The sequence below is a fragment of the Wolbachia endosymbiont (group A) of Clivina fossor genome (genome assembly GCF_964026865.1).
GTDB lineage: Bacteria > Pseudomonadota > Alphaproteobacteria > Rickettsiales > Anaplasmataceae > Wolbachia.
Genome location: NZ_OZ034707.1, coordinates 962139 through 977489, shown reverse-complemented (window position 1 = coordinate 977489; position 15351 = coordinate 962139). Strand labels below are relative to the sequence as shown.

At 36.2% G+C, this 15351-nt stretch carries 9 protein-coding genes; 8 read left to right on the top strand and 1 reads right to left on the bottom strand.

Annotated elements, in window-relative coordinates; translation table 11 throughout:
• Positions 1 to 109: 109 nt before the first annotated feature.
• The 6 genes from tig to AAGD99_RS04960 all read left to right on the top strand — a co-directional run bounded on the left by tig (position 110) and on the right by AAGD99_RS04960 (position 8096).
• A complete protein-coding gene (gene tig / locus AAGD99_RS04985) occupies positions 110 to 1444 on the top strand; it encodes a trigger factor (protein ID WP_341823214.1) in 1335 nt (444 codons plus the stop codon).
• Between the two features lie 11 nt (positions 1445 to 1455).
• The gene (clpP, locus tag AAGD99_RS04980; RefSeq protein WP_253309482.1) at positions 1456 to 2082 is read left to right on the top strand and encodes an ATP-dependent Clp endopeptidase proteolytic subunit ClpP; all 627 of its coding nucleotides are present in this window, start codon (positions 1456 to 1458) and stop codon (positions 2080 to 2082) included.
• Entirely contained in the window at positions 2082 to 3359 is a 1278-nt protein-coding gene (clpX, locus tag AAGD99_RS04975) for an ATP-dependent Clp protease ATP-binding subunit ClpX (protein ID WP_253309481.1), read from the top strand. The genes clpP and clpX overlap by 1 nt, the downstream gene beginning before the upstream one ends.
• A 15-nt stretch (positions 3360 to 3374) precedes the next feature.
• The gene (gene lon / locus AAGD99_RS04970; protein WP_341822761.1) at positions 3375 to 5825 is read left to right on the top strand and encodes an endopeptidase La; all 2451 of its coding nucleotides are present in this window, start codon (positions 3375 to 3377) and stop codon (positions 5823 to 5825) included.
• 185 nt (positions 5826 to 6010) lie between these two features.
• Positions 6011 to 7306, top strand: coding sequence for a cbb3-type cytochrome c oxidase subunit I (locus tag AAGD99_RS04965; protein WP_341822760.1), 1296 nt, complete (start codon positions 6011 to 6013; stop codon positions 7304 to 7306).
• A 604-nt stretch (positions 7307 to 7910) separates the two neighbouring features.
• The gene (locus AAGD99_RS04960) at positions 7911 to 8096 is read left to right on the top strand and encodes a hypothetical protein (protein WP_341822759.1); all 186 of its coding nucleotides are present in this window, start codon (positions 7911 to 7913) and stop codon (positions 8094 to 8096) included.
• Between the two features lie 15 nt (positions 8097 to 8111).
• Here the strand turns inward: AAGD99_RS04960 and AAGD99_RS04955 are convergent, their stop codons facing one another.
• Complete coding sequence (locus AAGD99_RS04955) at positions 8112 to 10307, bottom strand: hypothetical protein (RefSeq protein WP_341822758.1); 2196 nt, start codon at positions 10305 to 10307, stop codon at positions 8112 to 8114.
• Positions 10308 to 10437: 130 nt separating this feature from the next.
• Here AAGD99_RS04955 and AAGD99_RS04950 point away from each other — a divergent pair, with 130 nt between their 5' ends.
• Together AAGD99_RS04950 and ppdK are read left to right on the top strand one after the other, a co-directional pair.
• Positions 10438 to 11793, top strand: coding sequence for a phosphomannomutase/phosphoglucomutase (locus AAGD99_RS04950; RefSeq protein WP_341822757.1), 1356 nt, complete (start codon positions 10438 to 10440; stop codon positions 11791 to 11793).
• Positions 11794 to 12154: 361 nt separating this feature from the next.
• A complete protein-coding gene (ppdK, locus tag AAGD99_RS04945) occupies positions 12155 to 14836 on the top strand; it encodes a pyruvate, phosphate dikinase (RefSeq protein ID WP_341823213.1) in 2682 nt (893 codons plus the stop codon).
• Positions 14837 to 15351: the final 515 nt, after the last annotated feature.

Here is a 15351-nt window from a genome sequence, read left to right as displayed (position 1 = left end):
ATACACTTTTGTTTGTATAAAAACCTGTTCTTAAGGATTGTGTTTAACTTAAATTCTGGTAAAATGACTCTATTAAGATATGAATTAAAATGTTAATAAATGAATTATGATGTCTAATAATATACCTCAAAATACAGTCGAAGTAAGTAGCGTATATACCTACAAAGAGCTTAGTATAGATAAACTAAAGTATGAGTATGAAATCACAGTTGGTAGTGATTATATAAAACAAAAGGTAAATTCCAGGTTGCAAGAGATAGCAGAAAATGCAAAATCACCTGGATTTAGGGCTGGAAAGATGCCCTATGACCTTGTTGTTGCAAATTATAAAAACGAAGCTTTGGAATATGTGATAAATAATACAATTGATTATTGCTCAAGTGATTTGATGAAAAAAATTGAAGTCAAGTCTCACATTTATCCTAAGGTTGATGTTATATCATTACCAGATCTGGGCAAAGAAAATGAGGAGGGCAATTTTGTATACAAGCTATCTTTTGAGTCGATGCCTGAAGTACCGATGATAGATCTTGACAAAATAAACTTAAAGAAAATTGAAGCAAAGATTGAAGAGGAAGATATAAAAGAATTTATTGATTCTATTAAAACAAAGTTCCCCAATTTCGCCTCTGTTGATGATGCTTCTTATCAAGCGAAAGATGGGGATAAATTGATAATTGATTTTGAAGGGCGGATTAGGAATAAGCTCTTTCAGGGTGGAAGTAGCAAAAATTTTGCCGTTAATTTAGGGTCTGGCACATTTATTAATGGTTTTGAAGATCAATTAACTGGTATGAAAAAGGGAGAAACAAAGGACTTTAAGTTGCAATTTCCTGAAAATTACCAAGCCATTTCCCTTGCAGGACAGGAAGCTGATTTTTCTGTGCGAGTTAATGAGATTCAAATTGCCAAAGATTTTGAAAATGATGATGAAATAGCTAGGAGTATTGGTTTTAAAGATTATTCTTTGCTAATAAGTCATGCAAAAAAAATGATTGGTGATCAGTGCACCGAAATGAGAAATCTCTTAATTAAAAAGGAGCTATTTGATTATTTGGATGCTAATTATAGTTTTGATTTACCCACAGACATAGTAAAACAGGAGCAACAAAGAATGGAAGGAGAACTGGGTGCTCAAAATGATTCTTGTAAAGAAGCTGAAAAACGTGTAAAGCTTGCTATGTTATTTATGAAATTTAGTGCAGAAAATAAAATATCATTAACTCAAAATGATGTTTTGAATGTTATTGTAAATCAATATATCAGTAAGGATGTACCGTTTGACAGAGTACTTAAGCATTTTGAATCAAATAAACAATTTCAAGAATTAGTTAGAGGGCAAGCGCTTGAGTATAAAGTGACAGATTATATAATAGAAAAAGTTAGTAAAGAAGAGCAGATTATTTCTGTGAAAGAATTAAAGGAATTGTTTGGTAATATTTAATAGGAAAAGGTATGACTCTTATACCAATTGTAGTTGAACAAACTAGTCGCGGTGAGCGCGCTTATGACATATATTCAAGACTAGTGAAAGAAAGAATAATTTTCGTAACAGGTCCTATTGAGGACAACATGGCCAGTGTAATAGTAGCACAGCTTTTATTTTTAGAATCGGAAAATCCCGATAAAGACATTTGTATGTACATCAACTCACCAGGTGGTATTGTAACTGCTGGTTTGTCGATCTACGATACAATGCAGTATATAAACCCAGACGTTTCAACTTTATGTATAGGTCAAGCTGCGTCTATGGGTTCCTTATTGCTTGCATCTGGTACAAAAGGTAAGCGCTACTCTCTACCTCATTCAAGAATTATGATACATCAGCCATCTGGTGGTTATCATGGTCAAGCAACTGATATAGAAATACATGCTAATGAAATTTTGCGAGTTAAGAAAAAACTAAATCAAATTTATGAAAAACATACTGGAAATTCACTGAAGAAAATTGAAGGAATGATGGAAAGAGATAAATTCATGGATCCTGAAGAAGCAAGGAAAATTGGCTTAATTGACAGGGTGATAGCTGAGCGTACAGATATTGAAATTGAAAATATTAAAGTTAAACAAAAGGTGGGTTAATGGATAACAATAATGATTTACACTACTGTTCTTTTTGCAACAAGGCGCAAGATGAAGTAGATAAATTGATTACTAACTCCTCGGATGGTTTAAAGGTGTTTATTTGTAATGAGTGCATAGAATTATCCCATAAAGCAATAAGTCAAAAGAAAGATAGATCTTTTAATTCAGATCGTATATCTGATATGAAGCTATTACTAAAGAAACCTGAGGATATAAAAAATTTTCTCAGCAAGCATGTTGTAGGTCAAGAACACGCGCAACACGTTTTATCTGTAGCTATGTATAACCATTGTCAATCCATGGTACAATTTCATGCTATAAGTGATATTGAAATCGAGAAGTCAAATATAATGCTTATTGGTCCCACTGGTTCTGGTAAGACTTTGCTAGCCAAAACACTTGCTAAAGTTTCAGATGTGCCATTTGCTATGGCTGATGCGACAACTTTAACTGAGGCAGGTTATGTGGGTGATGATGTAGAAAGCGTGTTGTCGCGTTTATTACAAGCTGCAAATTATGACGTTGCAAAAGCACAGCGTGGTATAGTGTTTATAGATGAAATAGACAAGATTACAAGAAAATCTGAAAGCACTTCAATAACCCGTGACGTTTCAGGTGAAGGGGTCCAGCAAGCTCTGCTTAAGATTATGGAGGGTACAGTTGCTTATGTTCCGCCACAAGGAGGGCGAAAACACCCACAACAAGAGTTTATACAAGTGGATACTAGTAACATACTATTTATTTGTGGAGGAGCTTTTGAAGGCCTCGATAAGATTATTGAAGCGAGAAAAAAGGGAACGTCAGTTGGCTTTGGAGCAGATATAAGTCAGTCTAAAGAGCAAAAGAAAAAGAATGCTTTACATGATGTTCAACCTGAAGATTTAATCAAATTCGGTTTAATACCCGAATTTGTAGGGCGGGTTCCAATAACTGCTGTTTTAGATGAGTTGGATCATGAAGATTTAATACATGTGTTGACAGAGCCAAGGAATGCACTAATAAAACAGTACAAAGCATTGCTTGCGTTTAGCAAAGTAAACCTTGAGTTTTCAGATGAAGCAATATCAGCTATTGCTAAAAAGGCTATAAGCTATAAAACAGGTGCAAGAATGTTACGTGCTATCTTGGAGTCACTTTTGCTTGACGTTATGTATACAGCTGGAAACGGAGATTTTGAAGGTAGCACTATAGTAATCACTAAGAAAATGGTAGAATTAGGAAAAGCAACGGTTAATCATAATAATAATGGCAATGTTATAACGGTTAATGATTAATTTGAGGCATATATTATGAACATTGAACGTGCTGTGAGCTCTAGTTTTACTGCATTGCCAGTATTACCTTTAAGAGATGTAGTAATTTTTCCAAATATAATGGTGCCTTTATTCATAGGCAGAGAAAAATCTGTTAATGCACTAGAATATGCAACAAGTAGTAGTAGTCACCAAAATGAGATTTTTCTTGTAGCACAGAAAGATGGCTCTGTTGATAATCCGGAGCCAGAAGATCTTTATGAAGTAGGTGTGTTAGCAAACATTATACAACCATTAATAAAATTGCCTGACAATGCAGTAAAAGTTATAATCCGGGGGATAAGAAGGGGAAGAGTTGTAGAATATATTAGCTCTCATACTTTATTACAAGCCAGGGTAGAGTTAGACAATCATTATAAAGAAGATGAAGACAATATTGATTTAGAAGCTTTAAGGCGATCTGTTATAGACGCGTTCGATAGCTGGTGTAAGCTAAACAAGAAAAATCAGCCTGAAGTTGCCATTAACCCCATTGATCAAATCAAAGAAGTTGATCAACTTGTAGACACGGTAGCTTCACATTTAAATATAAAAGTATCGGATAAACAAAGCATACTTGAGGCTTATGACCCAGAAGAGCGTTTAAAAAAAGCTTTTGCTTTTATTGAGGGAGAAATAAGTATTTTGAACGCACAAAACCGTTTATATAAGACAATTAAATCGCAAGTTGAAAGCACTCAGAAAGTTTACTACCTTAACGAGCAATTGAAAGCTATACAGAAAGAATTAGACGAATTTGAGAATGGTGATGAAGGGAATATACTCAATGAATTTGAAAAAAAGATAAATGAAACAAAGCTTTCTCAGGAAGTAAGAGAGAAAGCTATAACTGATTTGAAGAGATACAAGAAAATGAATCCCATTTCTCCTGAAGCTACAGTTATATCTAGTTACTTGCATTGGTTACTTGATTTGCCGTGGGGAAAGTACAAAGATGCAAAAATTAACTTAAATGCAGCTAAGAAAATCTTAGATGAAAATCATTATGGCATAGAGAAAGTAAAAGATAGGATAATAGAATTTTTAGCAGTATTAAAAAGAGTAAAAGAGATAAAAGGTCCTATACTTTGCTTGGTTGGACCGCCAGGTGTTGGTAAAACTTCTTTAGCTAAGTCTATGGCAGGAGCAGTAGGAAGAGATTTTGTTCGCATAGCTCTTGGTGGTGTGCGTGATGAGTCCGAGATACGAGGGCATAGGAAAACTTATATTGGCTCAATGCCTGGTAAAATTATTCAACATATGAAAAAAGCTAATTCATGCAACCCGCTTTTTCTGCTTGATGAAATAGATAAGATGGGTTCTGATTCGCGTGGCGATCCTGCATCTGCATTACTTGAGGTTTTAGATACTGAGCACAATAAACACTTTACGGATCATTACTTGGAAGTTGAGTTTGATCTTTCAAGTGTAATGTTTGTAGCTACGGCAAACAGCTTAAATTTGCCACATCCTTTGCGTGATAGGATGGAAATTATACAATTGTCCGGGTATACTGAAGATGAAAAAATCAGTATTGCTACACACCACCTTATTCCGAAGTTAAAGAAGGAGCATGGTTTGTATCAGAAGGAATGGGACATAACTAATGAGGCGTTATACAAGTTGATACGTTTATATACACGTGAAAGTGGTGTGCGGAGTATGGAAAGGGAGCTTGCAAAGCTCATGAGAAAGGCAGTTAAAGAAATATTGACTGATAAAAATAAGAAAATATCCGTAGGGGTTGACAATTTACAAGATTATTTAGGGGTACGTAAATATACCTTTGGTATTGCAGAAAATGAGAGTTTAGTGGGAGTAGTAACTGGGCTTGCCTATACTGAAACAGGTGGTGATATTTTGATGATAGAATCAGTCCTAATTCCGGGCAAGGGAGAAATAAAATACACAGGAAAGCTTGGAGAGGTTATGCAAGAATCTATAAAAGCTGCGTATAGTTATATTCGATCAAATTGTTTGTTTTTTGGTATAAAGCCCGAAAAATTCCAAAATAATGATATACATTTGCATGTACCTGAGGGTGCGGTACCAAAAGATGGCCCTTCTGCTGGCGGCGCGGTATGTACGTCTATTGTTTCTCTTATGACAAATATACCAGTTAACAAAAATGTTGCTATGACAGGCGAAGTGACATTGCGTGGTAGAGTTTTAGCTATTGGGGGCTTGAGAGAAAAGTTACTTGCAGCGCTCAGAGGATCAATCAAAACTGTGATTATACCAAGTGAAAATGAGAAAGATATGCAAGAGATTCCTGCAAGCATCAAAGAGGGGATCAACGTAGTTTTTGCTAAGAATATTGATGAAGTTATGAAAGTTGCTTTAATGCACCCTACTACTCCAATTGATAGTGATAATCAAAATAGTGTGCCTTCCTCTATAGAAAATAAAGATGATACTTTTCCTATGTCGGAAACATTGAAGCATTAGATTAAGAAGATATTATACAATCTCCATTTCTCTTTTGTCCGGCAAAAATCCACTAACTTGTGCATTCCATAAGGATATGACCTGCTTTGCTGTGATATTATTCATCAATGCCAATTAATTTGAAAAATTTATAGCGCTTTATATTATAATACTTTATCAATCAAAAATAAAAAGAGAAAATGACCGTGCTCAACATACAAAATAACGCTACACTTTGCAAACAGTGGATATTCTTAGCAGTATGTGCCCTTGCTTGCTCTGGATTGTTGTCAATAATTGTTATTTTTTTACGATTGCCTTTTATCTCCTCTCTCGTTCCTTCTGCACAATATATCTTTGATAATGCGCTGGTGATACACGTGAATTTGTCAATTTTGGTGTGGATGTGCTCTATAATATCTCTGCTTTTTATTATAAACCTACAAAATACCAATAATTGGTTTAACTTTTCATGGGTTCTATCAACCCTTTCGATGCTGCTGATGTTTATATCCGCATTCGTTCCAAACACTGAAGTTATCAAAAGTAACTATATTCCCGTGTTACAAAACAAATTATTCTTATTTGGTCTTGGTTTGTTTACCACCAGTATATTAGTAAATGCAATGCTAACATACACATCAAAAAAAGAGGTTTCATTTCTCTCTGTGGGGCAAGTTGGGCTGGTTATTACACTTGTTTCGTCATTTCTTTGCTTTGTTTTAGCATATCAAAATATGCCTCCAGGTCTATATCACTCAGATAAGAATTTGTTTTACGAATATCTCTTTTGGGGAGGCGGACATTTATTGCAGTTTGCTTTTACTCAAGGAATGTTTTTAGTCTATTTAATAATGTTAAGCGATGCTAGTTTAGCTTCAAGCAATAAAATTACTATTTTACCACTATTTATAAACACAATTTTGGCTATGGGTGCATCGTTTATATATTTTGTTTATCCAATTGATAGCGCCAAGTTAATACAGTTTTTTACTTGGCATATGAGAATTGCTGGAGCAGTTTTGCCGTGCTTTTTGATAATATTAGTGTGCTGCAACATCAGGACTTTTACTAATGATAAAAGCAACTATTTATTACATTCATTTTTATTGTTCATTTATGGAGATGTGCTTGGAGTGCTGACTATTGAAGGAAATGTCACCATTCCCGCTCATTATCATGGTTCTGTAGTTGGGATCACTATAGCTTTTATGAATTTCATTTATTGGCTGTTACCTAAATTAAACTTTAAAAAGGTAAAAAGTTCCATGGTAAGATTACAGATTTATGCGTACAGTGTGGGGCATTTTCTCCATATTACTGGACTTGTATGGCTTGGTGGATATGGTGCCTTAAGAAAAGTTGCAGATCTGCCAAGTATTTCATCAATGTTGGCACGTGCTTGTTTTATTGCGGGTGGAGCTATATCAGTTATTGGTGGAATGTTGTTCGTAATAATTGTGCTTTTACATCTGTTAAAAGGCAAAGCGCGTACCAACTAACCCATAGAAACGAAAAAACTTGCTTGACAAACTCCGCCAGCCCCCTTATTATGACAATAAGGGTATTTATGACTCAAAACTTGTTTTTGACCTGCAGGCTCAATGACAAAATTCAGTAAAAAACTCAGGGTATTTATTGGCGGATTACATAAAATTATAGCGGCTGCATGTCTTTTTTATTTTTTCTACATTCAGCCAAATCGCGCTTATTTTAAGCGTTAGCACATTATTACAGCGCCACTTACAGTAATATAGAGTCAAAACTCGCACCACGGGGCTTCTTTTGCCTTTTTTTTCTGCTTGGTAAATTTCTTAATGTTTGTAGCTAAAGCAATTTAAGAGACCGAAAATGGTGTCATTCCAGCGCGTGACGCTGGAATCTAGTCTTTATTATGCAGCCACTTATTTAAAGTTAAGTTTTCTGGATCCAAGTAGTCAAGCTACTCGGATGACACCTTGACAATCGTCATCCTGCTACGTGTTAGCGCCGCGGCGGTATGACGGTCTGCGGCGGAATGACGGTTCGCGGTGGCATCTCGTCATCCCGCTACGTGTTAGCGGGATCTATGTGAGATACTGCGGCAGTGTGACGGTTCGCGGCGGAATGACGATAACCTCGTCATTCCGCTACTCGTTAGCGCCGTGGCGGTATGACGTCTTATACCAAACTTCGTTATTGGGAAGACAAATAGAATATACGATAAATTCACTTAAACCTCCAGTTATAGGCGGAAAGCACTCTTTTTCATTTGTCTCATTATTATTGAGAATTGGTATTAGCTATAGTTAACAATAGAAGCAAAACTCATCCTTTTGAAAGAGGAGGAGATTTTTCTGGATCCTCAGCGGGGATTGATTTTGGATCTGATAATTCTGTATTTACCTTGATTGGCTCTAATGGAGTTTTCTGCTCTTCCGGTTTATCGTCTGGAATTGGAACAGGCCAATCCATAATGTTTTGCGGTATAACTTCTGCTTCTTTAGCTTCTTTTTGACCTGTTGAAGATGGTGTATCAACTCCTGCATTTTTAGTAACTTCTTGTTTTAGTTGTTTATTTTCTTCTTGTAATTGCTTTAAATTTTTCTTTAACTCGTCAATCTCTCTTATTTTTTGTTTTAATTGTTCAGATATAGTTAGTTTGTCTCTAGTCAATTTTTTGTTTTCTTGTCTTAACCCACTAGCTATTCTGCTTGAGTTGTTGTTTACAGCTTGTGTACCTTGGTCTTGCTGCTGCATGCTTGTTCCTCTACTTTCATATTCAACTTCAGTTTGAGTTGCCTGACCTTTTTCCTGCTGTAATATGTTCTGCAGTTGCTCTAGACTCTCTTTGACAGATGCCAGCTCTTCCTGTGTACACGTTAACATCCCTTCCTTTTCCTTAAGCTGTTGTTTAAGCTTATCTATTTCTGATTGTTGCTTTCTGAACGATGTTGAATCTGTACTTTTTGCTCTTAATTGTCTAAATAAATTTTCCTTTTCTTCTGCCAATTTTTCTATTTGCTCAGTCAGCTTATCTTTATTATCGATAAATTCAATCTCAGCTTGTTTTAGTTTACGGGTTAAATTTTCAATATACTCACTATCTTCGTTTTTTACTTCCGAATACTTTGCCCTTAAATCTTGAAGCTTTCCTTCTAATTTCTGGCTCTCTCTTACTATCTGCTGTATCTTTTCATCCTTCTGCTTAATTTCTTTTCTCAAACTCTCTATTTTCTCATTTTTCTCCACTTCTTCTATCTCATCTGCAAGAGACTTTTTACCTATACCAGATTGCTGAATTGCCATTTCTAAATCTTCTTTTTCTTTGTACAGTTGATTTAATTCCTTAACTAACTCTTGATTCTTTAATTGCTCTTTACTCATAAGCGACTCAATTAAAGTACCTTGTTCCTTTATTCTTTGATTTTTTTCAGATATAACTTGCCGTTGTTCATTAACTTCATCTCTCAAGAAGTCACGTTCTAATCTTAGATCCTCAAGCTGCTTTGCCTGCGCTGCAAAATATTTAGCAAATGTTTCTTTTTCTTTCTCTAATTCCTCAATTTCGTCTACTTCACCTTTTGCTCCTTCTTGTTCATGCTCTTCTTCATCACTAGACATATCATCCTCAAATATTTCATCTTCATCACTAAATTCACTAACACTAGAGAAAGAACTTCTACGTGAAGAAGGTGTGCTAGGAGAGGAATACCCACTGCTGCTTGGTGTAGGTGACTGTGGTGATATATGTGGATCTTTTGTAAATATTTCCTCTGCTGGTACTTGCTGATCGTCTACACTCCTGGACATGTCAGTAAAAGTTTGATGCAGAGTTTTTCCATTGATAAAAACTTCTTTATTCTGCTCAACTAATTTTAATATTTTATCTTTTGTTTCCTCTGGTGTGAACTTTAAATCACCAAACTTTGGCTCACCAATGACACTTTGTATACCACTAGAATCCAATTTTACGATCATGCTACAGTCTATGCTGTTACCTTCAGAATCTTTAGCCTGCCAGTTAATGGTCATTTCACATGAGCTTGAACCAGTAAAATCATAGTGCCTTTCGCTGCCTTTTTTGGTCGCAGTTATTTGACTATCTTTCTCTAAAGATATGTTATAAACCTTACCTTCTCTGCTGGCTCTTAAAATATTGCTAATTTCTATTGGTTTTTCTTCATTTTCAAATCTAATTTTGAAGTCGTTATCTTTTGTTGAATACGCTAAGAAATTTTGACCAGGCAGAGACGACTTAAGTTCTTTATGCATTGTGTTTATTGATTGCTCAAATTTTTGGAACTCCTTTTCCCACTTTAAATTTATCTGTCCTGTAATGTCCTCATCTTTGCGTAAAGGACCAATAAAGTACCAGATTAAATTTTCTTCCTCCAGTCTTTTAATAAAATCCTGAAGATCGTTGCAAGATTCAATGACACTTAGAATATCATTTTTCTTCTGTTCATCTACATTGAGACTTTGATTCTCAGCTATAAATACATTTTCGTTTTCCTGTGGCATAATTTTGCATCTTTAAAAAGTATACTATAATATTAACAGATTTTTTTAAAAAATCAACTAATCGTTGAGTAAATAAACTTGAGCACTTGTCCACTATGCTATATAGTAGTTACTCCTTAAGCAGTGCAGTATGGACAATAGCATTATAAGAAAATACGATATTAGAGGTATAGTAGGCAAAGATTTGCAGATTAATGATGGGTACGAGATAGGTAGAAAGTTTGGCCAAACCGTAGCTAGTGTTTGTGTCGGCTACGACAGCAGAATAGATTCACCAGGTATAGAAAGAGAATTAATTAGGGGCTTAACTTTATCTGGAGCAAATGTTATACGTGTTGGACTATGCTCGTCACCTATGCTCTACGCTGCAACGCAAATCACGCAGGCGGATCTTGGTATCATAATAACTGCCTCTCATAACCCCAGCGAATATAATGGCTTTAAATTTTTTAGTAATAAAAAAGTCTTCTCAGATCAAGAGATAAAGGAAATTATAAGCAGTCCAATTAAAAACAGTACAAGAATTGGAAGCTTAATTAACATAAATATATATAGTGAGTACATTCGCATATTAAAAGGTGCAGTGAAGAATAATACTACACAGAAATTAAAAATAGCCTGGGATTGTGGAAATAGTCCAGTAAGTGGAATTATAAGGTGTATTGAAAAGATCTTGCCTGGTCATACGCATATCGTAACCAATAACTCTATAGATGGGGCATTTCCACTGCATGATCCAGATCCCATAGAGGAAAAAAATCTCGCTCAATTAATTGACATTGTGAAGGAATATGGATGTGATCTTGGCATTGCGCTAGATGGCGATAGCGATAGGGTGCGCTTAATTGATAATAAAGGCAACGTTGTTTCCAATGACCATTTATTTATAATTTTTGCACGTGAAGTGCTGGAGGAATATCCAGAAAGCAAAGTTATTGCCAACGTAAAAATGAGTATGAAGGTGCATGATTTTGTTAGTAAGTTAGGAGGGCAAGTTATTACCTGCGCTACTGGACATTCACTAGTTAAGAAGAAGATGGTAGAGGAAGAGGCAAAGTTTGCTGGTGAGTTAAGCGGGCACTTCTTCTTTTCTGAGCTAGGTTTTGATGATGGGCTATATTCTGCTGTTAAAGCAGTTGACATTTTGCTTAAGAAAAACCAAAGCCTATCTCAGGTGATTGAGGATTTACCGAAGTTATATATCACTCATGAAGTAAAGATTGTAGTTAAAGATGAGAAAAAATTTCAAATCATTGAATCAATAAAGAAAACACTAGAGCAGCAAAATATTGTATTTTCAGATCTTGACGGTGTTAAGGTAAATGATAACGATAATAAAGGTTGGTGGCTCCTTAGAGCATCAAATACACAAAACTGCATTACAGCAAGATGCGAAGGAGATACCTTAGAAGGTTTTGAACTTACTAAAAAGGTTTTGTTCCATTACATTGATGAAGCAAGGTCTTTAAATTGTAGCTGCTCATAGAGAAATTAACCCTATCTCTTAAATAGAGCCACTTAGGGTGGTTGCTCCTGAAACCCGATTTCGAAGGGCCTTCCTTCATCTTCAATAAAACAAACATTACTTTGTTTGTTACTGCAGCACACCATTATTCTTAGGGTTGAAAAACTTAGAAAGAGCCATAAAAAAATTTTTAAATATATCTTTATATTATATATTCTTATTGATAATAATTTGTCATCTTTTTTGTTAACTTTACTGATGTTGCCAGAAGGAACGTTGTTGCCAAATTTTGTAAAATTTATTATCCTAAGGTTTCAAGTCCTCACAGGTTTATTGGAACTATATGTACAATGTGTTTATCAGTGAAAATCCGGAGAAAATGATGGGGGAAAAGTTAATACATTACTTTAGCCAGGGTAAATGCGAAGGCAATGCAGAAATGAAAAATCTGCTGGGAGGAAAGGGAGCAAATTTAGCAGAAATGTGCAATGTTGGCATTCCTGTTCCACCTGGTTTCACAATTTCCACCTCTGTTTGTCAGGCCTACTGTCAGGATAATGAATTGTCTAACGACCTACGTAACGAGATTAAAAACTACATGGCGATGCTCGAAAATGACATCGGTTGTAAATTCGGGGATTTAAATAACCCCTTATTAGTTTCAATACGCTCTGGTAGTGTTAGTTCAATGCCGGGCATGCTTGATACTATTTTAAATGTTGGTTTAAATGATGAAACAGTTATTGGGCTTGCAAAAAAAAGTGGAGAACGTTTTGCCTATGATAGCTACTGCCGTTTCATCATGATGTACTCCAATGTTGTACTACAGCTTGACCATCACCTATTTCAAGATATTGTTGATAATAAGCAGCAAAAGAGTGGAGCAAAAAGCTTAGCTGATCTTGATGTTGATGTTTTAAAGAGAATTGTTAACAATTTCAAAAGGATAGTATATGAAAAAACTGAGAAACATTTTTCGCAGAACGTTGAAGAGCAATTGTTAAACTCAGTTAATGCAGTATTTACCTCTTGGAAAAATGATAGGGCTGTTTCCTATAGAAGAATACATAACATTCCTGAAAACCTTGGAACAGCGGTCAACGTGCAAGCAATGGTTTTCGGTAATTTAAATGATAATTCTGCAACTGGTGTGATATTTACACGAAATCCTTCAACTGGAGAAAAAAAGCTTTTTGGTGAGTTTTTGGTTAATGCTCAGGGTGAGGATGTGGTTTCTGGTGTTTATACTCCTATGCCAATTGACGGAGAGCAAGAAAACACCATGGAGAAGTTGCTGCCAAGTGTCTACCGAGAATTATGTGTGGTATGTGAAAAACTTGAAAGGCATTATAAAGACATGCAGGATATCGAATTTACTGTGCAGGACGGTAAGTTATGGATTTTGCAGACTAGGTCTGGCAAGCGCACGGCTGAAGCTGCTATTCGCATAATAGTTGATATGGTAAACGAAGGAACGATTACAAAAGAAGAAGGAATATTGAGAATTGATCCAAAAACTTTTGACAATTTATTGCATCCAGTTCTTGACGTTAAGAGTGACCAAAAAGTAATAGGGAAGGGACTGCCGGCTTCTCCAGGGGTTGCTTCTGGATATGTAGTGTTTAGTGCAAGTGATGCTGAAAAAGCTGCAGAGCAGGGTAAAAAAGTGATTTTAGTAAGGTTAGAAACGAGTCCTGAAGATATTAATGGAATGAATGCTGCAAGTGGCATAGTAACAGCACGGGGAGGGATGACCTCGCATGCTGCTGTTGTAACCCGTGGAATGGGTAAGCCATGCATTTGCAGTGTAAGTGGACTTTATATCGATAAAGATGGAACTTTCTTTTCTGTGGGGGATACAAAAGTAAATAAAGGTGAACCAATTACCATCAACGGAGGAACAGGGGAGGTTATGCTTGGCATTCTTCCTACAATTTCACCTGAATTATCGCAAGAATTCAAAACGATAATCAACTGGATAGATGAAATCAAAACGGTCAAAGTGAAAGCGAACGCTGATACTCCAAAAGATGCAAAAATTGCAAAAGAATTCGGTGCAGAAGGTATAGGCTTATGTCGCACAGAACATATGTTTTTCGCTAGTGATAGAATCGAATTCATTCAAAAGTTGATAATAGCTGACGATGAAAATGAAAGGGCAAATGCGCTCATTAAACTGGAAGAAATGCAAAAGTCTGATTTCAAAGAAATATTTTCTATTATGGAGGGTAGGGAAGTCACTATACGGTTGCTTGATCCACCCTTACATGAATTTTTACCCAATAATCAGTCTACTATAGAAAAAATCGCCAAATCACTTAGTAAGTCAGTTGAATCAGTAAAAAATAAAATAGCACAGTTGTCAGAAAAGAACCCAATGCTTGGCCATCGAGGTTGTAGACTTGCCATTTCTCATCCTGAAATATATAGCATGCAGATTAGGGCAATACTTAGTGCTGCAAATGAGCTAAAAAAGGAAAAAAGTGTAGAAATCAAGCCTGAGATCATGATCCCTTTTATAATGAATGAGAAAGAATTTATTCTGATATGCGAGCTAGCAAAGAAAGAATCCTCTGTCATCTCAGCTGGAATCCAGACGCAGATTCCAGCGTCACGCGCTGGAATGACATCAGACAAGGCTTATTCAATTGGGACGATGATAGAACTACCAAGAGCAGCACTGATTGCTGATAAGTTAGCAAAACATGCAGAGTTTTTTAGTTTTGGCACTAATGATTTAACGCAAACAACCATGGGACTTTCAAGAGATGATTCAGTTAATTTCCTCGATTCTTATAAGGAAAGCAATATATTTGACAATGATCCATTTGAAGTGCTGGACATCGAAGGGGTAGGGGAGTTAATCAAGATAGCCATTGAAAGAGGCAAAAAAACCCGAAAAGAAATAAAACTAGGTATATGTGGAGAGCATGGAGCAGATCCAAAATCTATAGAGTTTCTCATCGAATCAGGGGTGGATTATGTTTCATGCTCACCCTATAGAGTACCGGTTGCAAAGTTAGTGGCAGCACAGTTTAGTGTAAAATCTAAGTTTGTTGGGTAAGTGAGAAATATAGCAATAATATAACCACTGGTGACTTTCCTCACTTAGACAACTGTGTCAAGCACTGGAATGACACCCTACTTAACCGTCATACCGCCGCGGTATCTCTAGATCCCGCTAACAAGCAGCGGGATGACGATTGTCAGGGCCAGCGCCTCTATGATGTCATCCCAGTGCCCAGACTACTTGGATCCAGGAAAAAGAATGATGTCATGTAAGTAGCCTCCTTCTTCTGTCATCCCAGTGCTCCTTTCTCGTCATCCCAGTGCCCAGACTACTTGGATCCAGGAAACTTAACTTTAAATAAGTGGCTGCATAATCAAGACTAGATTCCAGACTGGGATGACACCCTACTTAACCGTCATACCGCGATTCATTCGCGGTATCTCAGCCGCTAACAAGAGATCCCGCTGCGGGATGACGGTTGTCGTTTAGCTATAAATGTTTAAGAAATTTACCAAGCGAAAAAAAAGGCAAAAGAAGCCCTAGTCATTGTCTATTTTCAGTATTTGGCG

Bases quoted from the DNA above. Each gene is read 5' to 3' on its own strand.
- AAGD99_RS04960 (WP_341822759.1), top strand. From the start codon at position 7,911: ATGACGATAACCTCGTCATTCCGCTACTCGTTAGCGCCGTGGCGGTAT.
- clpX (WP_253309481.1), top strand. From the start codon at position 2,082: ATGGATAACAATAATGATTTACACTACTGTTCTTTTTGCAACAAGGCG.
- AAGD99_RS04950 (WP_341822757.1), top strand. From the start codon at position 10,438: ATGGACAATAGCATTATAAGAAAATACGATATTAGAGGTATAGTAGGC.
- tig (WP_341823214.1), top strand. From the start codon at position 110: ATGTCTAATAATATACCTCAAAATACAGTCGAAGTAAGTAGCGTATAT.
- lon (WP_341822761.1), top strand. From the start codon at position 3,375: ATGAACATTGAACGTGCTGTGAGCTCTAGTTTTACTGCATTGCCAGTA.
- AAGD99_RS04955 (WP_341822758.1), bottom strand. From the start codon at position 10,307: ATGCCACAGGAAAACGAAAATGTATTTATAGCTGAGAATCAAAGTCTC.
- clpP (WP_253309482.1), top strand. From the start codon at position 1,456: ATGACTCTTATACCAATTGTAGTTGAACAAACTAGTCGCGGTGAGCGC.
- ppdK (WP_341823213.1), top strand. From the start codon at position 12,155: ATGGGGGAAAAGTTAATACATTACTTTAGCCAGGGTAAATGCGAAGGC.